The sequence below is a fragment of the Veillonella parvula genome (assembly GCF_040097785.1).
Classification (GTDB): Bacteria; Bacillota; Negativicutes; order Veillonellales; family Veillonellaceae; genus Veillonella; species Veillonella parvula_D.
The window spans coordinates 76,130-99,168 of sequence record NZ_JBBNNS010000003.1; the positions used below are offsets into that span (position 1 = coordinate 76,130).

The window sequence follows — 23,039 nt, forward strand, 5'->3', positions numbered from 1 at the left end:
TGGTGAAAGTATCTCTAATCTATTATTCTACGGACGATCGCTGAAAATACAATCGGCACGTAAGATGATATTGGCATACGGAGATGCTTCACCAGTTCGAATGATGCACTTGCATTGTTTCGTGGCTTCTTTGAAAGCATCGTGGCTCGTTTCAATCCATTCGTATTGCTCGGATGGGAAGGTAGACTCCAAGAAGTCATAAGCCTTAGGATTGTTTTCTTTAATTTCTGTTGCCACATGAATCGCTTCGGATTTCATATGCTTAGCGATGATGGATACTACTTGCTCAAAGCTGGGTACACCAAAATCCAAGGCTAAATCAATTTTTTGAACCCCTTCAGGTACCGGTAAGCCACAATCAGAGATACAAATTGTATCTGTGTGACCAAGATCTGCCAAAACCTTAGCAATATGGCTATTTAAAATACCGTGTCGTTGCATAAATAACTCCTTATGTATTCCGATGAATAAGGCTTTAATGCCTTAGTCATTAACTCCCTTTGTTATATGGAGGACAGATGCATTCATTGCTTGAAGAACGTATAGTTTGGATTGAATAGGCCTTTCAAAGCGACTTTGGCCCTGCGAAGGCAGACCCGGCCAGTGGAGCTTTGAAAGACCGGTTCAATCTATACGTGTTCTGCTAAGAATGCAGCGACCTCGTCTTTTGTTGGCATGCCACCTTGAGCCCCCAAGCGTTGGATGGAGAGGGCAGCTGCTGCATTGCCGTAGTGTAGAGCATCGGCTAAGCTTTTACCATTAACAATAGCCGTTGCAAAGGCGCCGTTAAAAGTATCGCCAGCGCCTGTTGTATCTACGGGCTCAACCTTGAAGCCAGGTACGATGTGGATTTCACCGTTGTCCGCATATCCTACGCCCTTGCTACCAAGGGTAACGATGATTTTGTTTTCGTTAGCTAGTAAGGTCTCCTCTGTAGATTGGTTAGGGTAGAGCGCAGATAGCTCATGTTCGTTTGGCGTAATATAGGTTGCTAATTTTAACCATTCCGAATCGAGGTCGGTTGCAGGAGCAGGATTTAAGAGGACTTTCACATTCGCCTTGTGACAACGACGAACGATGTATTCAATAGTTGGAATAGGAATCTCGTTTTGCACCATTACGAGATCGGCTTGCTCGATAGCAGACCAAGCGTTATCTACTACGGACTGGTCTATCTTAGCATTAGCACCTGCAATCACGATGATGCTATTATCGCCTTCAGCTAATGTAATGTGTGCTGTACCGGTTGTAGTGTTCGGTACCGTAACGATGTAATCTGTATTGATGAAATTTTCTTTTAAATTATCTAAAATCATTTGGCCGTATGTATCTTCACCGATACAGCCGACCATGGTGACCTCTGCACCTAGACGAGCCGCAGCCACCGCTTGGTTTGCGCCCTTGCCACCGTGAGCGATGTGCAATTCGTTGCCCATAATTGTTTCGCCTGCAGTAGGGCGTTTATCCGCGAGGACTACAATATCCATGTTGCAACTGCCAATAACAACAATGCGATTCATAATAACTCCTTAATAAGCCTCTGCCCTAACTGGGACTAAAAATAACTATCATTTATTTTTATACATAGAATCTTGCGTATTTTATACAACGAAATGTATATATAAATATAACTGATAATCTAAGAGGCATTTGCTTTCACATACCTATAAGTGTATATTAATCATTTATTAGTATAGCGTAAATACGTGAGTTTATCTATATAAATATCTATAAAATGTAGGAATAAAAAAGGTATACCCAAAATCTATGTTACATGAGTAAAAATGTACCGATTAGATTTAGGATATACCACTTTGAAGGGTATTTAATTTTTAAAGAAGCACTGGTTTAGTTCAAATGTTATAATCCGTTTAGTATATTTACATAATCCTGTCGTTGATCAAGTATAGAGATTAAATAAATAGTTCTAGTTTCCTCTACAACTGTGTAGAAAATAATAAGCTTTTCTAAAATCAACATTCGAAAGTCACTGTCATTAAGTGCTCTAATTTTAGGTGTAGTCCCCATATATGGATGGTTCATAAGATTTGAAATTGAATTTTGAATATTTTCTTTTACTTGTATAGCTGTTTCTTTTGAAAACTGCATAGCTATATAAAGTATTTGTTGATGTAGCTCTTTATTGAACTTTTCAGTAGGAATGATTGTGTAGGGTTGGGGCTTCATAGAGTTACCCCATTTGATCTAGCATTTTATCGATACTGTTGAAAGCTTCATCAAGTGTAGTGGTGCGACCTTGAATGATATCGTTTTGTCCTTCTACAAGAGAGGATAATAATTCTATTTTTGACTTTAACATATTATATGTATTATAGCCGAGACTTACGGTATCTCCACGACCATTTACAGTAATAATGGCAGCCTCATCTTTAAGTTGTAAGGTTTTAGAAATTTCAGGATACTTATTTCGTAAATCAGAGGATGGACGAATTGTTTCGCGTAATATTCCCATAGTTATCTCCTTATAGTTTTAAAAGCATTTGTTCATCATTCTTATACTGTAATTATATCATTTAAACGATATAATTGCAGTATACAAATATATATATGAGATATTTAATTCAAATGAGGTTAACTAGATACTTTAATCATAAAATGATATATAAAAAGACTATCTTCAAGCGTATTGAAGATAGTCTTGTATTGGTATATAGTATTTTCTCTTTTTTACAAAATATTTATTTATATATTAGTGAAAGCTTGGTTTGTCATAGTGTGTACCTGGTTCACCTACACCGATGCTTGTGCGGTGGAAAGGCGTTTCATCCGCAGCGTGTAAGATATCAAAGATGGCTTTTACCACTGCTTCGCGTGAAACTTGGGCATCGTTGAATTGAGCCCCTTCAGGGATGAGTTCGTAATCGGTTTTTTCTGGATCATTGTAAAGCCATGTGAGGCGCAAGATAGTGTAATTTAAATTGGATTCGCGCAATACATTGCGTGCTTGGCGCTCACCTTGAACATAGCTAATCGGCAAGTTGTCGAAGGTCCATTTTTCAAGTGCTACAGGGAATTCACCAGAAAGTCCAGCCATGGACACACCGATAACACGGCGTATATTTTTGCGGCTCAATGCTTTCACGATGGACGCCATATCACTGCCAGACTCCATAGCACCTACAAATACAACCTCCGCATTTGTTACAGCTTGTTCTAATTTACCAGGATTTTGGAACGAACCTTCAATCACTGTAACACGTTCATGGTCGATAATCTCTGGAGGTATACGTGTTTTCAACTGACGACCATATAATGTAATGTGCATATCTGTATATGTTAATAGTGTAGCAGTCAACTTTTGAGCTATTTGGCCCGCAGCTCCTAAAATCGTAATATACTTATACATAAAAAAGACCTCCTATGTTCGGGCATAAATATTTAATGAAATTTTAACATACATATATGACAAATACGTGAGAAAAAATTATAAAAATCTTTGTATTATTTTCGTAATTTAATTGATGCTTAACATTTCATTTGTTGTTTTTAGCTGTGCAAATCGATTCCGCCAAATCTTTTCTTTGTAAAAGGATAAGATTGTACCGGCTGGTAGATACTCATTGTCAAAGGTTGAGATAGCATCTTCGACGATGGTGATATTATAACCATACTCAAAGCCTACTTTCACAGATGTATCAATGCAAAATTCCACCTGCATTCCTACGAATGTTAAATCGGTAATATTTTTTCGGTTTAAATATTCCTTTAATTCAGTGTCCTTGAAGATACTATTGTAATATTTATTGAAAATCTTTTCGTTTTCTTGCGGTTTTAATTCGTGATAGACTTGCCAATTATCACTACCCGTTGCTAATAAGCCTTCATCTTCAGAATGTCTGATAAAAATGACTTCTATATTTTGATCTCTAAAATGTTGAATGATTGCTTTTGTATTTGAGATAAAGTTTTTGGCATTGTAAGGGTTTTCCTTAACTAAGCCTTCTTGTATATCGATTACGATTAATGCTTGTGCCATGATATTTCCTTTTTTATTCGTAAATAAGTATCTATGCGCATTATATCATATGTATATAACAAGAAAAGGAAGATATAAGTATCATAGATGTTGATAGTAATTTTGAAGGATGCTGTAAAATTTAATGTTGAATTTACGCGATAATTTAACTACAATAGTGATAAGATATTAGAAAAATGAGTAGTATATCACTAAAGTATTCTGGAGGTGATAGTATGCCGAATATAAAACCTATTTCAGATTTACGAAACTATTCTGAAGTTTTACGTGATGTTACTATAGATAGTCCCGTATTCTTAACTAAAAATGGTAGAGGCCGATATGCAATTATGGATATTCAAGATTATGAACGTCTAATGGCTACGATAAAACTTATGGGCGCTTTAGAGACAGGTCGTAAATCTGGTGAAGAACAAGGCTGGATTTCATCAGAGCAACTAAAGACTGAATTGGGGATTTAATTATGAATAATCAAATTAGCTATGCACCAAAAGCACGAGAAGATTTGCTAGAAATAAAATCTTTTATAGAAGAAGAAACCGGTGATATTGAGTTAGCTAAGAAAACCGTTTTGGATATAGTAACTGCGAATGATTCGTTGAGTATATTTCTAGAAATGGGGCAGCGATTATTGATTAATCTAGGAAGTAAAATTGAATACAGATATTTACTTTGTCATAATTATTTAAGTTTTTACCGTTATTTAGATCGGACTATCTATATTGATAGAATATTAAACAGTAGACGTAATTATCTTAGAATATTATTAGATGAAGTACATTAGTTCTTAAAAGCACTATCATTAATAGATGGTGCTTTTTTTATGGACTTTACTTGAAGTCCCTTGATAGCCTCTAGGCTTTCACAAATTCTCGAAGAATGATAAAATAAATCCATATATATTTTTATAGAAATGAGGCTATTATGGAACGGATTCAAGATCTTGTGTACACGCATGTGCAGGGTGGCCAGTTTAGATGGGTTACTGTCAGCACATTGATGCTCGCATTGGGCACGATTTTGCATTTGGTGAGCCCTAGTGTGGCTGGGGTAACGCCGAACTGGACGATTGCTACGTACTGCGTAGCTATTTTATTGACTCGTCCTAGTTTGAGTCAAACCTTGGGGATTGGACTCGTGGCGGCCCTCATCAATGTATTGACGTCTAAATCAGCGTTCCCTTACGGCAATTTGTTGTCTGAGCCAGGTGGTGCTTTGACGGCGGCTCTCGTAACGCGCGCTATGTTGTCCATGAAGTTCCGTAAAATTGGTGGTTTTGATTTAACCCCTGTCGTGTCTGGCTTTTTAGCAACTGTTGTATCTGGTGGTATCTTTGTTACCATTTTGTGGCAAGTGCTTGGGTTGCCAAATAATGTGTACATGTACGGCATGTGGCCATTGGTACTCATTGTAGGGGCCTTGAATGGTGCCATTACACCAATCTTGTATATTCCGGCACAACGTTTATTCTCTAAACGTGGCATGTTGCCAAATGCAGATCAATTGACATCTGATCATAGTCGCTTGACTATTTTGCCTGAGCGCCAAGCTAAAATATCCATTGAGCACGTAAATTACTATCATCCAAAGGCGACTACACCATCCCTTGAAAATATCAATCTCGATGTAAATGAAGGTGATTTCCTCGTTGTTACAGGCCCTGCAGGTTGTGGTAAAAGCACCCTTTGTATGGCGATGGTAGGGGCGGTGCCTAAATTCTATGGTGGACGGCTAGAAGGCATGGTCTTCGTAGATGGTCATGCGACTACGCAAATGGAAATCCCAGAACTAGCGAACCATATCGGTGTAGTTCTAGCCGACTACGATACACAGCTCGTAACGATGACTGTTCGTGAAGAAGTGGCCTTTGCTATGGAAAACCGCGGTTATGACCGTGAAACTATTAAAGCTCGTTCTGAAGAGGTGTTTAAGCAAGTTGGCCTCGTAGGCTTAGAAGATCGCAAGATTACAAGTTTATCTGGTGGTCAACGCCAACGTTTGGCTATCGCTTCTGTATTGGCTACGAATCCAACCGTACTTGTTCTTGATGAACCGACAAGCTCTCTCGATCCAGATGGGACCGCAGAATTATATCGCCTCGTAGGCGATTTGAACCAAAAACACGGTATCACCGTTGTCGTTATCGACCATGATTTGCATGCCGTATTGCCGTACGCTAACCGCATGGCTCTCATGGTAGATGGCTCTATCGCCTGTGATGACGATGTACCGACTACGCTTCGTTACATGTACGAGCACAACATTCACGTCGATGCATTGCCATCCGTGTTTACTACGTATATGGAATTGGAACAAGCCGGCTTCCACAGTGATGAACCTTGGCTCAGCATCGAGTCTGCTATCAAGGGTTTGCACCAAATTGAAATGGCTCATGCGATTCAAACCGAGGTGCATGGTAAAAGCAACTCTCCAGCTAATCAAAGAAATATAGTAGATAATCTTGATGATCAATCTAATATAGTAGAAAATAGACAACCAGTTCAACGCGTTGATGATGTACCAGGAAAGGACGGTGGCGATCATGCTTAAGGTTGAAAACATCCGCTTTGGCTATGTGCCATCCGTAGATATTTTCCAAAACGTGACTTTCACCATCGAAGGGGGCGAATATATCGCTATCGGTGGTCGTAATGGTTGCGGCAAAACGACTATTACGCGATTGCTTGTCGGCCTCGAAAAGGCTAGGGAAGGCCACATGTATTATAACGGCAGAGATATTACGTCCATGCCGCCGTCTAAACGGGGTCAATTTATCGGCTATGTATTCCAACAGCCAGATCGCCAAATGTTCAGACCTACCGTAGCCACAGAGGTTGCCTTCGGACCTGAGTCCTTGGGGCGCAGTAAAGCCGAAGTGAAGCGTATTGTTGATGAAGTATTGGAGCGCACAGGCATCGGCCATTTGCGTGAAGCCTATCCTCCAACATTGCGCCGCGGTGAAAAGCAACGCGTTGCCATTGCTTCTGCGTTGGCTATGCAATCTAAAATCCTCATCCTTGATGAACCAACCAGTGGTCAAGATGGTAAGGAAACTAAAGAGCTATTAGCATTATTGCGTCAGCTTAATTCAGAAGGTATCACAATCCTTCTTATTACCCATGATATGGAAATCATGGCTAGCGAATGTAGCCGTGCTATCATCATGGGCAACCAAACCGTTGCCTTTGACGGCAGTCCAGAAGAATTATTCAAAAAATCTACGGATGAATTGCAAGAGCTAGGCCTTACGAAGCCGCCAAGTGTGGAACTTTCATTAGCGGTACCATCCTTAGGTTATTGCAAATCTATGGATGAATTGAAATCTAAGTTAGTGGCTCAGTTGAGCGGAAAATAGGAGGGACATATGGAACGTTTAGTACCGTTAACAAAAATCTTGATGACCCTTGCTGTATCCGTGTGGGCCATCCTATTGCGTGACTGGGCATCGCTATTGGCATTAGTCGTAGTAGAACTCGGTGTACTGTTTTTGGCAGGTTTGTTATTCAAACAACGCAAAGCCGTGTTGGCATTAACTAGCTTCGCTGTATTTCTTGGACTCATCCAATTCCTTGGCAGCGGCGATGTAACCTCTGCCATCGTATCCGGCTTACGAATGTTGGCTATGACACTTGTCTTTATAGGCCTGTTGGCAACTACAAAATTGCAAGATCTTACGGCAGCGCTCGTAACACAATGTAAAATTCCTTACGAATATGCATTTATGTTCACTGCCGCACTTCGCTTTGTGCCTGACTTCATTGCTGAAAGCCATGCTGTACAAGAGGCGCAAGCTTGCCGTGGCTTATCTCTAGAAGGCAACTTCATTAAGCGTATCAAATCCTATGCATCTGTTATTCAACCATTGCTGTTAAAATCCTTGGGCCGTTCCGAAACAATGGCGTTATCCTTGGAACTACGGGGCTTTGGTGGCCCCACACACAGCTTTGCTGCATCCGTAGGATTGAAAAGAATCGATTATACTGTGATTGCAGGCCTTGTGGTAGTAACGATTATTTTATTTGTTATTGCAGCTTAGTTTTTTACTGATCAAATAATATAATTAAAAGGACGAGTTGTAGCTCGTCCTTTTTCTTGCGTATGTGGGCTATTTTTATATATTATGTTAAATAGAAATAATATTTTTTAGGATACCTACAGTTTTGAGGAATACTTATGAGTGAATTAGTAATACGACCAATTACAAGGAATGATATAGCCTCTTGTTTAGATATTTATAATTATGAGGTTGTAAACGGCGTAGCCACGCTTGATCTTGAACCTCGCACGTTGTCAGAGTGGCAGGAGTGGTATGAGGCTCATAGCGATGAGCACCATCCTATTGTGGTAGGTACCATTGATGGGATTGTAGCAGGCTATGCATCGCTTTCACCATATCGACCTAAAGAGGCCTATAAAAGTACCGTCGAATTATCTATCTATATCCATCAAGATTATCGCGGTAGAGGGGTTGCTACACAACTGATGGCTCATATTTTAGAAATAGCAAAAAATGATCCGTTATTGCACAATGTGGTATCCGTTATTACGGCTGGCAATGAAGGCAGCACCAAGTTACACGCGCGATTTGGCTTTACCTATTGTGGTCTAACGCCTCAAGTTGGATTCAAACATGGTAAATATCAGGATACCGAAACATACGCATTATTGGTATAATAATTAGTATAGTAAAATATATAAATTAATACGTTATACCAATGATGTATAGATTATAGATAAGGATTCGCCAGGGGTTAGGGCGAATAGGGGTGATTGAATGAACATGAAAGATGAACGGCAGTTCGTTGGATATAGTAAGTATCGTAGCCGTCTCGTGGACGGTCATGTGCATACGGAGTTGTGTCCACATGGTAGTGGGGACCGAACTGCGATGATGATAGAAAAGGCTATCGAGTTGCGTATTGAAAAGGTATGCCTTACAGAACATGCACCATTGCCAACAGCTTTTGCTGCAGAATACGGTGGCGATAAAAAGGCCTATGACACAGCGTCTTTGAAATTAAATGAAGTTGATACCTACTTAGAGCTAGGCCGTCAATTACAACGTGCGTATGGCACACATATCGATATTTCTCTCGGTTTTGAAGTCGATTATATTCCAGGCTTTGAATCAGATATTCAAGAGTTCTTGGATCGTTATGGTCCGTTGACGGATGATAATATTTTATCCGTTCACTTTATGGAAGGCGTTAATAATGCCTTTTACTGCTTAGACTACAGTCCTGAAGAATTCGAAAAAGGTTTTGGGCCGTGGATCGAAAAACAATATGAGTTATATTACAAATATTACTCCACCGTGCGCCAAGCCGTGCGTGCTGACCTCGGTGAATATACACCTAAACGTATAGGCCACTTTGATTTAATCAAGAAATACCAACATCACTTTGGCTTTGAACGTCATTTAGATCGTCGCAATGCGCAGGTGGTGAGCGATATTTTGCATATTATGCGCGTCCAAGGTCGCGAGCTAGACTACAACATGAGCGGCTTCTTTAAACCAGACTGCCGTGAAATGTATCCAAGCCGCTTCATTCAAGGCATGGCGGCTATCATTGGTGTGCCATTTGTATTGGGATCTGATGCACATAGCGTGGCAGATATAGAAAACGTTTGGGGCTAGCATAAAATCATTATTATAGTAAATACATGAAATATTAACGGTTCTATTGACAATTCTATAGAACCGTTATATTATAATTTCATACTTTAATAAAGTAAAGCGATAAAATAGAAAAGTATCGATATAGGTAAATTTTTTCTCATGGTGTATTGAATAACCACATAACTAGAATAATAGCAAAGGTATATGGCTTTCACAGGTGTGAGAAATGATATGAATCAATTGATAGAAAGGATGTTTACGATGGTACAGCAGCAATTACCTACTGGTTTCCGCGATGATATAGGGATCGTAGCAGAGCGCAAGGATGATGTGAGTCAATATGTGCTCGGTCTTTGTCGAAATCGTCAATACACAAAGATCTCTACGCCTCTTGTAGAGTACAAAGATGTATTCAATGGCTATGCAATGGGACGCGGTCAACATATGTATGAATTCATGGATAGTTCTGAAGTGTCCGTCGTAATTCGTCCTGATTTGACAATGCCTATCGGTCGTTTCTTGGCGACTACAAATATTGAATTGCCTCGCACGTTCTACTACTTGGGCGATGTGTTTATGAAAAATAAAAAGCATCGTGGCGATGTTAACCAAGTGACGCAAGGTGGCATTGAAATGGTGGGCTATGAAGGGCTTGAGGCTGAGCAAGAGTGCTTCAAGATTATTAAAGAGGTAAACGAAGCTCAGTTGGGCAATAGTTTATTGCTTGAGATTGGGGATGCTCGGTTCTCTCGTGCTATTACCGATGCTCTTGGACTTAGCGATGATGAAAAGGCAGAGCTCTTAGAGGCGTTATTTACTAAATTCTTGCCACGATATAACGAGTTGATTTCTGACTTTAAAAATAGTGCGCTATATCCTTTCTTAAATGTATGGCCTCGCTTGTTTGGTACGGTTCAAGATATTAAGGATGAGCTTAATCAAATTATCTTGCCTGCAGCGGCGCAGCGCATTTTAGATAATCTCGTAGATATGGCAAATCAAGTGGAAGCAACGGGGCAACAGGTTCGCATCGATGTATCTACGGAACCGCTTCAATCCTATTACACAGGCCTAACGTTTAGAGGCTATGTGGATGGCGTGTCTCAATACATCGTCAGTGGCGGTCGCTATGATGGCTTGCTATCTAGCTTTGATGGTACGCCGATGCCGGCAGTAGGGATGGCTTTTAATATCGACGTCTTGACTGATGTTACCTTGCAGGGTGAAAGCAAAGCTCAAGATAACGATACATTGCGCATCGCTCTTACGAAGGGGCGCGTAGAAAAGGATTTTATTCCACTCCTAGAAGCATGTGGTATTGACTGCGAGCCATTACATAATAAGGCGCGCAAGCTCATTATCTCTTTAGGTGATTCTATGGAGGTCATCCTTGCAAAGGGGCCAGATGTAACGACGTATTTGAAAAATGGCGTGGTTGATCTTGGCATCGTCGGTAGCGATGTGCTCGATGAACAAGACGATACAAGCTATGAAATGCTAGATTTACAAACGGGTAAATGCCAATTTATCTTGGCATCCTTAGCGGGTTATGATCCTAAAGAAGGTCGCCGTCAACGAATTGGTACAAAATATCCAACCGTTACGAAACAGTACTTTGGAGCTCAAGACGTGGAAATCATCAAAATTGAAGGCTCCGTTGAGCTAGCCCCACTTGTAGGACTAGCAGATGCTATCGTAGATATTACGGAAACGGGTACCACTTTGCGTGAAAATAACTTAGAAATCTTCGATTGGCTACAGCCCATATCTACACGCTTAGTAGCAAATCCATTAGCATTAAAACAAAAGAGAAATACCATTTTTAAGCTCATAGATCAGCTTTCAGAAGCAATTAATAAATAAGATGCAGAGTGAATCATATATTTCATATATTTAACTAGCAATACGGATAGCTCAAGTAGGAAGAAGGACGACAGATGAAAATATATAAGGAATCATTAGAGGCGATGCTTGCCATCGTACGGAATTACACACAGCAAACCACAGATATGGAGATTGAGCGTCGGGTGTACGATATCATTGCTGATGTCCGCACTAACGGTGATGCGGCGCTCAAAGCGTATTCTGAAAAATTTGACGGCGTTTCCATTGAAGATTTCAAGGTGCCTCAAGAGGAAATCGACGCAGCTTATGAGTCTTTATCTGATGATTTGAAAGCCGCATTATTAAAGGCAAAGGCAAACATTACAGAATTCCACAGCCGTGAAATCGAGCAAGGTTTTGTGGACATGGACACGCCAGGCATTATCCGCGGTCAAAAGGTCATTCCCTTGGCTCGCGTTGGCCTCTACGTTCCTGGAGGTACGGCTGCGTATCCTTCAACCATTATCATGACTGCTTTGCCCGCAAAGATCGCAGGGGTAAAAGAAATCGTCATGGTTACGCCACCTCAAAAGGATGGTATTAATCCTGCTGTATTAGGTGCCGCAAAGCTTGCCGGCGTTGATGCGGTATATCAAGTGGGCGGTGCCCAAGGTGTGGCGGCCCTTGCTTATGGTACGGAAATGATTCCAAAGGTAGATAAAATCGTAGGTCCTGGCAATATTTACGTGGCAACGGCAAAACGTCAAGTCTTTGGCCAAGTCGATATCGACATGATTGCGGGCCCAAGTGAAATTGGTATTATCGCCGATGAGAGCGCAAATTCAGTTCATCTCGCAGCAGATCTCTTATCCCAAGCGGAACATGACCCTCGTGCGCGCGCCATTATGGTGACTACTAGTGAAAGTTTAGCAAATGCCGTATCCGATGAGGTGGAACGTCAACTTAAATTGTTACCTCGTGAAAGCATCGCTCGTCCAGCCATTGAAAACAACAGTTATATTGCCATTATGGATAGCATTGAAGACATGTTCACGGTGATGAATGAAGTGGCTCCAGAGCATTTGGAAATCCAATTGCCAGATCCAATGAATTACATGAGCCTCGTTCAAAATGCAGGCTCCGTATTCCTCGGTGCTTATGCGTCTGAGCCGTTGGGCGATTATGTAGGTGGTACAAACCACGTATTGCCTACTAGTGGTACGGCGCGATTCTCGTCTCCGTTAGGCGTATATGACTTTGTGAAACGTACGTCTTTTACACAATTTACAAAAGAACGTTTAGAAGAAGTGGCAAAACACATTACTACATTGGCTCGTACGGAAGGTCTCGAAGCGCATGCTCGTGCCATCGAAGTACGATTTGAAAAATAGATTATAAAAAATATTAGAAAATAGATTTGGCATCTATATTTATATGTGTATTTAAAATATACAGTGAAAATATAGATTAGAAATATAGATTATAAAAATAGATTTGAAGTATAGAGGTCGCTATGATACGCACAGGCACGGTGCAACGCACCACTCAAGAAACAGATATTACAGTAGAAATTACCCTTGATGGGGTGCAAACGAGCTCCATCTCGACCGGAATAGGCTTTTTTGACCACATGTTGACGCTATTGGCGAAGCACGGCCGTTTTGGCCTTGTGGTAGAGGCAAAGGGCGATACATATGTGGATGCTCATCATACGGTTGAGGACGTTGGACTTGCATTAGGTCAGGCCTTAGTGAAAGCTCTTGGAGACAAGGCTGGTATCGAGCGCTATGGCGATGCGTGGGTTCCTATGGATGAAGCATTGACACAAGTTGTAATCGATTTGAGCGGTCGTCCATACCTCGTATTCCAAGGGGAATGGAGTACGCCGGTTTTAGGTGGCAACTTTGAAACAGAGCTAGTGGAGGACTTCTTCCAAGCTCTTGCGATGAGCGCTGCTATGAATTTGCATGTGCGCAATTTATATGGTCGCAATACACATCACATTATTGAAAGTATGTTTAAGGCAACGGGCCGTGCGTTGCGCAAAGCAGTTACTATTAACCCAGATATTCAAGGCGTAAATTCTACAAAGGGCGTTATTTAATATAGTCATTTAATAAAGGAGAACCTATGATTTTTCCAGCTATAGATTTACAAGATGGTCGAAGTGTTCGTCTCTATAAAGGTGACTTCGCACAGGAAACGGTCATCAATCCTGATCCAGTAAATCAAGCAAAACAATATGAAGCAACTAAGGTGGGGGCCTTACACCTTGTCGATTTAGATGGTGCCAAGGCGGGCAAGCCTGTAAATGTAGATATTGTAAAAGCAGTGCGTGCAGCTTTTACAGGTATTCTGGAAATTGGAGGCGGCATCCGAGATAAAGAGGCGGTTGACCTCTATTTAGGCTTGGGCGTAGACCGCGTTATCTTAGGCTCTGTAGCGCTTAAAAATCCGGAACTTACAAAGCAGGTTATCGCGGAATACGGTGCGGAGCGCATCGTTATCGGTGTAGATGGAAAAAATGGCAAGGTTGCCGCTGAAGGTTGGCTCGACCAATCCGACGTGCCGATGACCGATTTAATCGGTGCCATGGTTGAAGGTGGGGCAAAGTATTTCATCGTTACCGATGTAGACCGAGACGGTACGATGCAGGGTGCCAATGAAGAGTTACTTGGTAATTTGCAAAAAGAATTTCCTACAGCACGCATCGTTGCCTCTGGGGGCGTTCGCAATTTGGCAGATATTAAATCCCTTGAACAAAAAGGTGTTAAGGATAGTATCGTGGGTAAGGCTCTGTACGAGGGCACGATTACACTAGAGGAAATCACCGAGTACAATCAGCAGAAATAATAGAAATGACTGTGATGCTCTCAAATTAATTATTGACCTCAACCAATGGAATATATTGAGTGACACTCGATGGAAAGGAGCTTTATGTTAGCGAAACGGATTATCCCTTGTCTTGATGTAGATGATGGGCGGGTAAAAAAAGGGGTTAACTTTGTTAATCTCGTAGACGTAGGCAGTCCAGTAGATATTGCGGCCTCCTATGAGCAGCAACAAGCTGATGAGCTCGTATTTTTAGACATTACGGCCACCGTTGATGCGCGGACTACTATGCGCGATGTGGTACAAGAAATCTCCACACAAGTATTTATGCCACTCACCGTGGGTGGCGGCATCAAGAGTGTTGAAGATATGACAGCTTTGTTGAAAGCTGGTGCGGACAAGGTATCTTTGAACTCCGCGGCTCTCGCTAACCCTGAGCTCATCACAGAAGGAGCTCAAAAGTTTGGCAATCAATGTATGGTTGTAGCCATCGACGTGAAAACCGATGAAGAAACTGGTGAATGGTATGCTTACACTCATGGCGGTCGTAAGCGTACAGAGTGGAAAGCTCTCGACTGGGCTAAAGAGGCCGTAGTTCGTGGAGCAGGGGAGTTGCTAGTGACAAGTATGGACAAAGATGGCACAAAATCCGGCTTTGATATTGAACTATATAAGGCTCTAGAGTCCGTCGTAAATGTACCTATTATCGCCTCTGGAGGGGCAGGTAAGGTTGAGGATTTTGTAGATCTCTTTAAGCAAACTAGCGTTACCGGTGCACTGGCGGCATCTATATTCCACTTCGGAGAAGTTAAAATTCCTGAACTTAAACAAGAACTACGAGCTCACGGAATTACGGTACGCTAAAACAGATTTAAAAAAATTATTATCTCTCGCAAGTTCTTTACTAGTCTATATGTTCAGAGTTAGTTAAATAGTTTGTTTATAGATAAATAGAAAATAGAAATAGCAATAGATAGAGATACAAGCTAATATAGGATAACAGATTGGTGATTACTTTTAATAAAGGATAGAATATGAAACCGGATTTTGAAAAAGGAAATGGCTTGTTGCCGACGGTTGTGCAGGATGCGGAGACTAAAAATGTCCTCATGGTGGCGTGGATGAACGAAGAAAGCTTTCACAAGACACTAGAAACAAAGGAAACGTGGTTTTGGTCTCGATCTCGTGAGGAGTTATGGCATAAGGGTAGCACCAGCGGCAATGTGCAACATGTGGTGAGTATGGCCCTAGATTGTGATGGCGACACCTTGCTCATTCAAGTTAAGCCTGAAGGTCCTGCCTGTCATACCGGGCGTACAAGCTGTTTCTTTAATGAAGTAGAGTCATAGTATTCGATAAGATAAGCACAATGGCAATGAATAAGAGAAGTATAATAGAATGCATATTATAAGAGGTATAACGGAGTAAATTATGGCACAGCAAACACTGAACGAATTATACGAAATTATTAAAAATCGCAAGGCACAGCCAAAGGAAGGTTCTTATACGAATTATTTATTCGACAAAGGACTTGATAAAATCTTGAAAAAAGTTGGTGAAGAGGCTACAGAGGTAGTAATCGCCGCAAAAAATGATGATCCTCAAGAGCTGATTTACGAGACGGCAGATGTGTTATATCACTTGCTTGTGTTATTAGTAGAGAAAAATATTCCATACGAAGCCATTGAAGCTGAGCTAGCGAGCCGCGAAGGGGTCGTTAGCAAGACTACGGAGCGCCCAGAAATTACAAATTTATAATGTATATCCTATTATGAGCTCAGACATATGAGCTCTGGTGGAGTTCATATGTGTTTTTTATGTGTTATATGAGTTATATGCGTTATATGCGTTAAGGAATAGATAGAAAGGATAGCCTATGAAAGAGATAATTCGCACATTGAAACCTTATATACCTGAGGAGCCGGCTGAAGCGGTGAAAGAGCGCCTTGGTATCGACAGATTGGTGCGCTTGTCGGCAAATGAAAATCCATACGGCACATCGCCATTGGTACGGGAGGCTATCCTTAGTTATGTAACACATAATGATGCCAACTACTATCCGGATGGTAATGCTACCGATTTGCGCATGAAATTAGCGAATTACTGGCAGGTGCAACCTGAGCAACTCGTCATCGGCGTAGGTCTAGATGAGGTGATCGCCATGGTCAATAAAACATTGATTACCGCTGGTGACTCTATCGTAGTAAGCGTGCCAGCCTTTTCGGAATATGCCTTGAATGGCCTCGTGGAAGGCGCTGAGATTCGCGAGGTGCCAGCTGATTTTGAAACGGGGCAGTATGATTTTTCTGCTCTCGTGAAAGCTATAGATGAAACGACACGCGTCGTGTGGATCTGTAATCCTAATAATCCAACGGGTACCTATGAGTCTGTTGAAGATATCCGCAAATTTGTAGCAGCTATACCAAAGGAAACCTTAGTCATCGTAGACGAGGCTTATATCGATTTTGTCACTTCCGTAGCAGTTCCTACGGCACGTGCGCTCTTGGATGAGTTCCCTAATGTAGCTATCATGCGTACCTTCTCGAAAGCCTATGGCCTTGCCAATTACCGTGTAGGTTACATGATGACACCTTTAGAATTGGCAAATTATATGCAAACCATTCGCTTGCCGTACAATTTGAATACCTTATCTCAAGTGGCTGCAGAAGCCGCTTTCGGTGATCAAGAATTTGTGGCGAGAACGGTCTCTCAAAATGCAGAGGAACGGGAAAAATGGGAAAGCCTCTTTGATGAACTAGGTATTCACTACTATAAAAGCGAAGCAAATTTTATTTTCTTTGCATCGCCTGATGCGGAAGGCCTTGCAGATGCTTGGCTTAAATCAGGTTACCAAGTGCGCCGAGGTCAACGAGAAGGATGGTTACGCCTTACAATTCCAATGCCTCAAGATGGGGATATTATGCGCAGGATATTAAGAGATTTCATGAATTAATTTGTACAGAATAACGTATAATTTGTAATATGTTTTACTTTATCTTATCGTGTTTTACCCTATAGACTGGAGTTTATTATGATTGCCATTATAGATTATGATGCAGGGAATACCTTCAATGTCCAGAAAGCCTTAGCTTATATTGGTCTTGAGGCAGTGCTAACGGCAGATCCTGAGACCATACTAAATGCTGATGGCGTTCTCTTGCCAGGTGTAGGCGCATATGCGCCGGCGATGGCAGTTCTAAAAGAGCATGGTTTAGTTGATGTCATTCATGAGGTAGTAAAACGGGATATACCTTTATTAGGTATTTGTTTAGGCATGCAACTTTTATTTGAAGAATCTGAAGAATACGGCCCAACGCCCGGTTTAGGCCTTATTCCCGGTAAGGTAAAAGAAATTCCTCGCAACCTTGGCCTTAGCGTGCCTCATATGGGTTGGAATAAAAATGTAGTACACCAGCCTCATAGTGCTTTTAGCAATGTAGATGATCAATATACATATTTCGTTCATTCCTATTATGTGGATACAGATCCTGAATATATCATATCTACTGCAAATTATGGTATCGATGTACCTGGCATTGTAGAACGAGGTAGAGTATATGGAATGCAATTCCATCCTGAAAAAAGCGGTGTCGTAGGTCTAAATTTGTTACGTACATTTGGGACTATTACAAAAACTTATAGAACAGCAGGAGAATAGGGATATAGCTATCTTTCATTACAGATAGGAATAAGTCATTCAGTAACCAATATATCTAGGATAATAACGGCATCTCATAGGTAGAGAATGCCGTTATTATGCTTTATAGTTATACTTAACTTTCAAAATGAGAAATTAATAATTGACACCTTGTTGATTAGTTATACAATAATGTTGTAAGTACTAACATTTTAGGAAGCCATTGTGGCATGGATACATAAGTTTTATCAGTAATATTCATATACTCCATGTCACGTGATTATTGGAGGTGTTTATATGGTTATGAATGGTATTTACTTAGTTATTGCCTCCGCGTGTATTCTAATTTTAGCGTACCGCTTTTATGGGGCTTTTATAGCGGCTAAGGTACTGACATTGGATCAATATCGCCCAACGCCAGCTATGGTTCACAATGATGGTCACGATTACGTGCCAACCAACAAATGGGTAACCTTTGGTCATCACTTTGCAGCAATTGCTGGTGCAGGCCCACTTGTAGGTCCTGTTATCGCAGCCCAGTTCGGCTATTTACCTGGTGCCTTATGGATTCTCATTGGCTCCGTATTAGCCGGTGCTGTGCATGATATGGTTATCTTGTTTGCTTCTGTTCGTTATGATGGTAAATCGATTGCGGATATTGCTCGCGAAGAAATCAGTAAACTAGCTGGTTTCGGTGCTATGCTTGCTACCTTATTCCTATTGATCATTACCCTCGCTGGTATGGCCGTAGTAGTAGCTAACGCATTGCATAACTCTCCTTGGGGATTCTTCTCCGTATTTGCTACCATTCCAATCGCTATTTTTATTGGTATTTATTTGAAATGGTTGCGTCCTGGTAAAATCCAAGAGGCGACTATTATTGGTGTAGCCTTAATCTTCGCAGCTATCGTCTATGGTCCAAATATAGCGGCTAGCGAATATGCATCTTGGTTCACATACGACTTGCAAACCATTGAAATTATGCTTGCTGTGTATGGTTTCTTTGCAGCTGCATTACCAGTATGGTTGTTACTTGCTCCTCGTGACTATTTGTCTACATACCTTAAAATCGGTACAATCGGCGCATTGGCACTTGGTATTATCATCGTAATGCCTGAAATTCAGATGCCGGCTATTACTCCTTATATCTATGGCGGCGGTCCTGTATTGAAAGGTTCCGTATTCCCTTACATCTTCATTACTATCGCATGTGGTGCGTTATCTGGCTTCCATACTGTTATTGCTACAGGTACAACACCTAAAATGCTTACTAATGAACGAGAAATTTTACCTATCGGTTATGGTGCGATGTTAACAGAAGGCTTCATCGCTATGATGGCGTTGATCGCAGCTACTGCATTGCATCCAGACGATTACTTTGCAATTAACTCCACAGTTGAATCCTTCAAAGCGTTAGGCCTTCAAGTGCATGAATTGCCAGCATTGTCTGCAATGGTTGGGGAAGACTTGATGCACCGTCCTGGTGGCGCCGTATCCTTAGCAGTAGGTATGGCTCATATCTTTTCCAGATTGCCTAACATGGATCACTTAATGGGGTACTGGTATCACTTCTGTATCATGTTCGAAGCCTTGTTCATCATGACTTTGATCGATGCTGGTACTCGTGTAGGTCGTTACTTACTTCAAGAATTATTAGGTCATTTCCATCCTAAATTCAACGACCAACATTGGACTCCTGGCGTATATGGTTGTGCAGCTTTGATTTGTATCTTATGGGGATACTTAGTTCTACAAGGTAACATCGGTATTATCTGGCCACTATTCGGCGTATCTAACCAATTATTAGGTACTATGACATTGGCTGTAGGTACTACCGTTATTATGCGACTTGGCCGCAAACGCTATGCATGGGTTACAGGTATTCCATGTATCCTAATGGCTATCGTTGCTATTGCAGCAGATTTTGAAAATGTATTTAACAGCTATATCCCTGCTGGTAAATGGATTTTAGTAGCATTTAGTGCGGCTATGTTCCTCATGATTCTTATCGTATTAGTTGAAGCGGTTCGCAGCTGGATTCGCTTGTCCAATATTCCTCAAGATTATCGGACACAAGAAGAAGTTGAAGCTGAAAGCCTTGTAAAATACGGTAAAGAAGTAAAAGCATAATATTGATTATTGCAATATATAAAGTGCACTTACATTTGTGAGTGCACTTTTAATCTATAAATTTTCTGCTTTTTTATAAAATAGTTAGGTAATGGCGCCTTGCATGCAGAGTTTTCTGTGAGCAAGGCGCTTTTTGTATGGAAAAGAGTTTCTTATGGTCAATATGATTGATACAGGCAACATCACATGGGTATTGTTATGTGTCTGTATATCTTGTGATGGACATAGCACAAAATACACTGCAAACAAGCGAAGTAGGGGATGGTAAAATCTTTGTGTACGATGTAGAATACGCTATGCGTATACGAACAGGTACAAGAGGCACCAAATCCGTAACAGACGACGAAGCATAAAACTTGCATTTTGAACATGTTATAATAGGGCTATGAAACATTATACACGTTCTTATTGGACAAAATATAAACAATTGTATAAGAAAGGCCTAAAAGGCATTGCTGCCTTTCTTGCCATTGGAGCGATTATAGTCTTTGTACTAGCAACCATTGCTAGTCGTGGAATGGGCGTTATTTTTAATGAGGTTATGGCTCGACAAACTATGATGCGTGGCACGGTTACTGTTGAAAGTTTATCTGCTACACCGTGGGGAACTTTGACTTTTACAGGCCTTGTTTGGAAGGACCCAGAAGGGCATGAGTTGCTCAATGCACCGAGCGGGAAGGTCCGCGTTAATATGTGGGATGTGGTGACACGTAATTTTAAGTCCTCTGCTATCGAGGGCATTGAATTAGATGATGCGGTTATAGTCATTGATTTAGACGATAATAATCGGTTAGATTTCGCGCCCATATCTCCAGATGTACATAAACCAATTAACGAGATAGAGCCCCGTCCCAAAGCACCTAGAAAGACTACACAAGAACGGCAAGAGGAACTAGGTAAGAAAGTACGTAATTTCAATTGGGCGGGCCAATATTTAGATTTGAAGATTAGGCTTAGAAACAGTCAGTTAGAGGTCTTTAACAGAAATCGTCATTATGTGATAAAGGATGTAAACGCTAGAATTGATCTTGATAGTAAGAGGGCCATTCGCATCGATATGGAGACGGGCAAATTTGGAGGCACCGCCATAGGAGATGGTTTCGTTTTGAAAGGTCGCATAGACTTAAAAGATGTTTTAAAGCATCGCATGCCTCAACTGGATTTACAGTTTGATGTAAAAGGGGTGGATCCGTCATCTCTTGGGTTTGGCGAGAATATTCATGATGCCATGACCTTGCTTACAAAGGTAACAGGTGATTTTAATCGTCCTTTTGCTAAAGGTCGGGTAACGATGCCTATTTTGCGAATTCCTGCGCTCACCTTTGATAATGTGGTGGGAGATGTGACGTACCAAGATGGTATTCTGAATTTTGAAAACGTTAGTGCTAATGTATACAGTGGTAAATTGGAGGCTAAAGGTGTATATAATTTGGACACTCGCGCCTATACAATTACTGGCGTAGCGAAGGATCTAGATAGTAGTGTGGCCCTTAAAGCACCAGAATTTCTCGTGCCTGTATCGGCAAATTTGAACTTTAAAAGTGAAGGCCAACCTCGAGACATGGAGGTATGGGGAAACTTCTGGTCTGGTGAAGGGCACTATATGCTGATTCCGATTCAAAGCATTACGGGCAACTTTCACAATAAAGGGCGTCATTTATCCTTTAGTGATGTGAAAGTAAATACGAAAATCACTACTATCACTACGGATGCTCTGCGTATCGATGATGGACAGCTCACGATGGGGCCGCTTAATATTACGTCCCATGGGGGCAGTAATTTTATTCTATATGATGAGTCATTTGACGAAATTGATGCGCATATGGCTCGAATTAAAGATGGTATGAAACAAGCTAAAGAGAATAGTAAAAGTGCTTCTGAATCAGCAAAGGGCATCGATATGTCTGAGTTCACATCGCCGGACATGAAAGAATCGATAAAAGACCTGAAGCGGAGTATAGACTCGGCAAAAGATAGCTTAGATAATCTGTCAAAAGGCATCAAGCAATAAAAGACATTTAGTAATAAAATACATTGAGAAGTAAAAAGCAACAAGAAATAATAACGTATCAAAAATAATAAAGTATTAAAAATAATAAAAAGATGGCAATTCATCAGCGTGATGAGTTGCCATCTTTAAGTTATAAGGTATTAAACTGAATTTAGCTATACGCAAGATTTTATTATCTGTTTAATCCGTTAGAGCGTACGTATTCGGTATTCTCTGTGTCTTTGGTATCTGTTTTTGTATTAGTTCGTTTTACCGTAATAAGAGGTTTCTTTTCTTTGGTTTCCTCTTCTTCGTATGGAATTACTTTATCTCCTTGATCCGGTAAGAATGTTTCGATACCGTTTCGTTTGCCTTTTTGCGTGTTAGCGTCAGCAGCCAATTGACTTTGTTGTGGAACGATATAAATTTCGTCTTTATTGATGGTTACATCATTTAACAAGAGTTTGAATGCGTTCGGACTTACATACAGAATTCCATCTACCATACGTGCTGCAGGTAGTAAAGATTCGGATGTATCGAGGTTGATGATTTGTAATTTACCCTTGCGCACGACTTGTTTAGAGTCCGGTTGTACCGCTAATGTAGCAATGTTCATGTCGATCAATGCTGTTTTAGTAGGTGCATCCCAAGACACTTTGTAACCTAATGCTTCTGATACTTGACGTAAAGCTACGAGTGGCTGACCGTCAACATAGATGACATTTGGCTTTTTATCGATTGGCTCCAATAATAGGCCATCTACATTGATGTAATGCTGTGTTGTCACAGATGCAGGTCTTTTTAAACTCTGCATCGGTGCAGGTGTATCCATACCGACTGCTGCCTGTGCAGGCTGTACCACTCCGCTTGTGAAAGCTAGCGCCCCTAAGGCTATACCGGATAAAATAAGTTGTTTTAATTTCATGGTAACCTCCATTGTGTGTAAAATGTCACGATAAATCATAATGGATACTGTAACATGGATATATGAATATTATATTATGAATTT

At 41.0% G+C, this 23,039-nt stretch carries 26 protein-coding genes; 19 read left to right on the forward strand and 7 right to left on the reverse strand.

Annotated elements, in window-relative coordinates; all coding sequences use genetic code 11:
* Positions 1–27: 27 nt before the first annotated feature.
* The 6 genes from rbsD to AAA071_RS06595 all read right to left on the reverse strand — a co-directional run bounded on the left by rbsD (position 28) and on the right by AAA071_RS06595 (position 3,997).
* Positions 28–441: a D-ribose pyranase gene (gene rbsD, locus AAA071_RS06570; RefSeq protein ID WP_302132065.1), complete on the reverse strand. Its 414-nt coding sequence runs from the start codon at positions 439–441 to the stop codon at positions 28–30.
* A gap of 188 nt (positions 442–629) precedes the next feature.
* Positions 630–1,520 (reverse strand): ribokinase, encoded by an 891-nt coding sequence (gene rbsK, locus AAA071_RS06575; RefSeq protein ID WP_302132066.1) that lies wholly within the window; start codon positions 1,518–1,520, stop codon positions 630–632.
* Positions 1,521–1,860: 340 nt separating this feature from the next.
* Positions 1,861–2,187 carry a type II toxin-antitoxin system RelE/ParE family toxin gene (locus tag AAA071_RS06580; protein ID WP_302132069.1) on the reverse strand — a complete coding sequence of 109 codons (327 nt, stop codon included), beginning with the start codon at positions 2,185–2,187 and terminating at the stop codon, positions 1,861–1,863.
* Between the two features lie 4 nt (positions 2,188–2,191).
* On the reverse strand, positions 2,192–2,473 hold the full coding sequence (locus AAA071_RS06585) for a type II toxin-antitoxin system Phd/YefM family antitoxin (protein WP_004694230.1): 282 nt from the start codon (positions 2,471–2,473) through the stop codon (positions 2,192–2,194).
* Between the two features lie 237 nt (positions 2,474–2,710).
* Positions 2,711–3,367 (reverse strand): NAD(P)H-binding protein, encoded by a 657-nt coding sequence (locus tag AAA071_RS06590; protein ID WP_004694229.1) that lies wholly within the window; start codon positions 3,365–3,367, stop codon positions 2,711–2,713.
* A gap of 108 nt (positions 3,368–3,475) precedes the next feature.
* The gene (locus tag AAA071_RS06595; protein WP_004697951.1) at positions 3,476–3,997 is read right to left on the reverse strand and encodes a cysteine hydrolase family protein; all 522 of its coding nucleotides are present in this window, start codon (positions 3,995–3,997) and stop codon (positions 3,476–3,478) included.
* A gap of 215 nt (positions 3,998–4,212) precedes the next feature.
* Here AAA071_RS06595 and AAA071_RS06600 point away from each other — a divergent pair, with 215 nt between their 5' ends.
* The 19 genes from AAA071_RS06600 to AAA071_RS06690 all read left to right on the forward strand — a co-directional run bounded on the left by AAA071_RS06600 (position 4,213) and on the right by AAA071_RS06690 (position 22,051).
* The gene (locus tag AAA071_RS06600; protein WP_004694224.1) at positions 4,213–4,458 is read left to right on the forward strand and encodes a type II toxin-antitoxin system prevent-host-death family antitoxin; all 246 of its coding nucleotides are present in this window, start codon (positions 4,213–4,215) and stop codon (positions 4,456–4,458) included.
* A gap of 2 nt (positions 4,459–4,460) precedes the next feature.
* On the forward strand, positions 4,461–4,781 hold the full coding sequence (locus AAA071_RS06605) for a type II toxin-antitoxin system RelE/ParE family toxin (RefSeq protein ID WP_123138326.1): 321 nt from the start codon (positions 4,461–4,463) through the stop codon (positions 4,779–4,781).
* A 140-nt stretch (positions 4,782–4,921) separates the two neighbouring features.
* Positions 4,922–6,547 carry a tryptophan transporter gene (locus AAA071_RS06610; RefSeq protein WP_004694221.1) on the forward strand — a complete coding sequence of 542 codons (1,626 nt, stop codon included), beginning with the start codon at positions 4,922–4,924 and terminating at the stop codon, positions 6,545–6,547.
* Positions 6,540–7,352 (forward strand): energy-coupling factor ABC transporter ATP-binding protein, encoded by an 813-nt coding sequence (locus tag AAA071_RS06615; protein ID WP_195394545.1) that lies wholly within the window; start codon positions 6,540–6,542, stop codon positions 7,350–7,352. Before AAA071_RS06610 ends, AAA071_RS06615 begins: the two co-directional genes overlap by 8 nt.
* A gap of 9 nt (positions 7,353–7,361) precedes the next feature.
* The gene (locus AAA071_RS06620) at positions 7,362–8,033 is read left to right on the forward strand and encodes an energy-coupling factor transporter transmembrane component T family protein (RefSeq protein WP_195213545.1); all 672 of its coding nucleotides are present in this window, start codon (positions 7,362–7,364) and stop codon (positions 8,031–8,033) included.
* Positions 8,034–8,170: 137 nt separating this feature from the next.
* Positions 8,171–8,671 carry a GNAT family N-acetyltransferase gene (locus AAA071_RS06625; RefSeq protein ID WP_123138330.1) on the forward strand — a complete coding sequence of 167 codons (501 nt, stop codon included), beginning with the start codon at positions 8,171–8,173 and terminating at the stop codon, positions 8,669–8,671.
* A gap of 100 nt (positions 8,672–8,771) precedes the next feature.
* Positions 8,772–9,635, forward strand: coding sequence for a histidinol-phosphatase HisJ (gene hisJ / locus AAA071_RS06630; RefSeq protein ID WP_012863724.1), 864 nt, complete (start codon positions 8,772–8,774; stop codon positions 9,633–9,635).
* Between the two features lie 243 nt (positions 9,636–9,878).
* Positions 9,879–11,480, forward strand: a complete 1,602-nt coding sequence (gene hisG, locus AAA071_RS06635) for an ATP phosphoribosyltransferase (protein ID WP_287510571.1) — start codon at positions 9,879–9,881, stop codon at positions 11,478–11,480.
* Positions 11,481–11,554: 74 nt separating this feature from the next.
* A complete protein-coding gene (hisD, locus tag AAA071_RS06640) occupies positions 11,555–12,832 on the forward strand; it encodes a histidinol dehydrogenase (RefSeq protein ID WP_287533378.1) in 1,278 nt (425 codons plus the stop codon).
* Between the two features lie 122 nt (positions 12,833–12,954).
* On the forward strand, positions 12,955–13,545 hold the full coding sequence (gene hisB / locus AAA071_RS06645; protein WP_287533377.1) for an imidazoleglycerol-phosphate dehydratase HisB: 591 nt from the start codon (positions 12,955–12,957) through the stop codon (positions 13,543–13,545).
* Positions 13,546–13,571: 26 nt separating this feature from the next.
* Entirely contained in the window at positions 13,572–14,294 is a 723-nt protein-coding gene (hisA, locus tag AAA071_RS06650) for a 1-(5-phosphoribosyl)-5-[(5-phosphoribosylamino)methylideneamino]imidazole-4-carboxamide isomerase (protein ID WP_302132084.1), read from the forward strand.
* Positions 14,295–14,378: 84 nt separating this feature from the next.
* Complete coding sequence (hisF, locus tag AAA071_RS06655) at positions 14,379–15,137, forward strand: imidazole glycerol phosphate synthase subunit HisF (protein WP_302132086.1); 759 nt, start codon at positions 14,379–14,381, stop codon at positions 15,135–15,137.
* Between the two features lie 170 nt (positions 15,138–15,307).
* Positions 15,308–15,622, forward strand: a complete 315-nt coding sequence (gene hisI / locus AAA071_RS06660; protein WP_302132088.1) for a phosphoribosyl-AMP cyclohydrolase — start codon at positions 15,308–15,310, stop codon at positions 15,620–15,622.
* An 82-nt stretch (positions 15,623–15,704) separates the two neighbouring features.
* Entirely contained in the window at positions 15,705–16,031 is a 327-nt protein-coding gene (gene hisE, locus AAA071_RS06665; protein WP_155086470.1) for a phosphoribosyl-ATP diphosphatase, read from the forward strand.
* A gap of 118 nt (positions 16,032–16,149) precedes the next feature.
* Positions 16,150–17,226, forward strand: coding sequence for a histidinol-phosphate transaminase (gene hisC / locus AAA071_RS06670; protein WP_302132091.1), 1,077 nt, complete (start codon positions 16,150–16,152; stop codon positions 17,224–17,226).
* Positions 17,227–17,304: 78 nt separating this feature from the next.
* On the forward strand, positions 17,305–17,931 hold the full coding sequence (gene hisH / locus AAA071_RS06675) for an imidazole glycerol phosphate synthase subunit HisH (RefSeq protein WP_302132093.1): 627 nt from the start codon (positions 17,305–17,307) through the stop codon (positions 17,929–17,931).
* A gap of 276 nt (positions 17,932–18,207) precedes the next feature.
* On the forward strand, positions 18,208–20,040 hold the full coding sequence (locus AAA071_RS06680) for a carbon starvation CstA family protein (RefSeq protein ID WP_302132094.1): 1,833 nt from the start codon (positions 18,208–18,210) through the stop codon (positions 20,038–20,040).
* A gap of 200 nt (positions 20,041–20,240) precedes the next feature.
* Positions 20,241–20,393, forward strand: coding sequence for a P-II family nitrogen regulator (locus AAA071_RS06685; RefSeq protein WP_295816632.1), 153 nt, complete (start codon positions 20,241–20,243; stop codon positions 20,391–20,393).
* A 32-nt stretch (positions 20,394–20,425) separates the two neighbouring features.
* A complete protein-coding gene (locus AAA071_RS06690) occupies positions 20,426–22,051 on the forward strand; it encodes an AsmA family protein (RefSeq protein WP_302132095.1) in 1,626 nt (541 codons plus the stop codon).
* A 172-nt stretch (positions 22,052–22,223) separates the two neighbouring features.
* Here AAA071_RS06690 and AAA071_RS06695 read toward each other — a convergent pair whose 3' ends face one another.
* Positions 22,224–22,955: a stalk domain-containing protein gene (locus tag AAA071_RS06695; RefSeq protein ID WP_302132096.1), complete on the reverse strand. Its 732-nt coding sequence runs from the start codon at positions 22,953–22,955 to the stop codon at positions 22,224–22,226.
* Positions 22,956–23,039 lie beyond the last annotated feature (84 nt).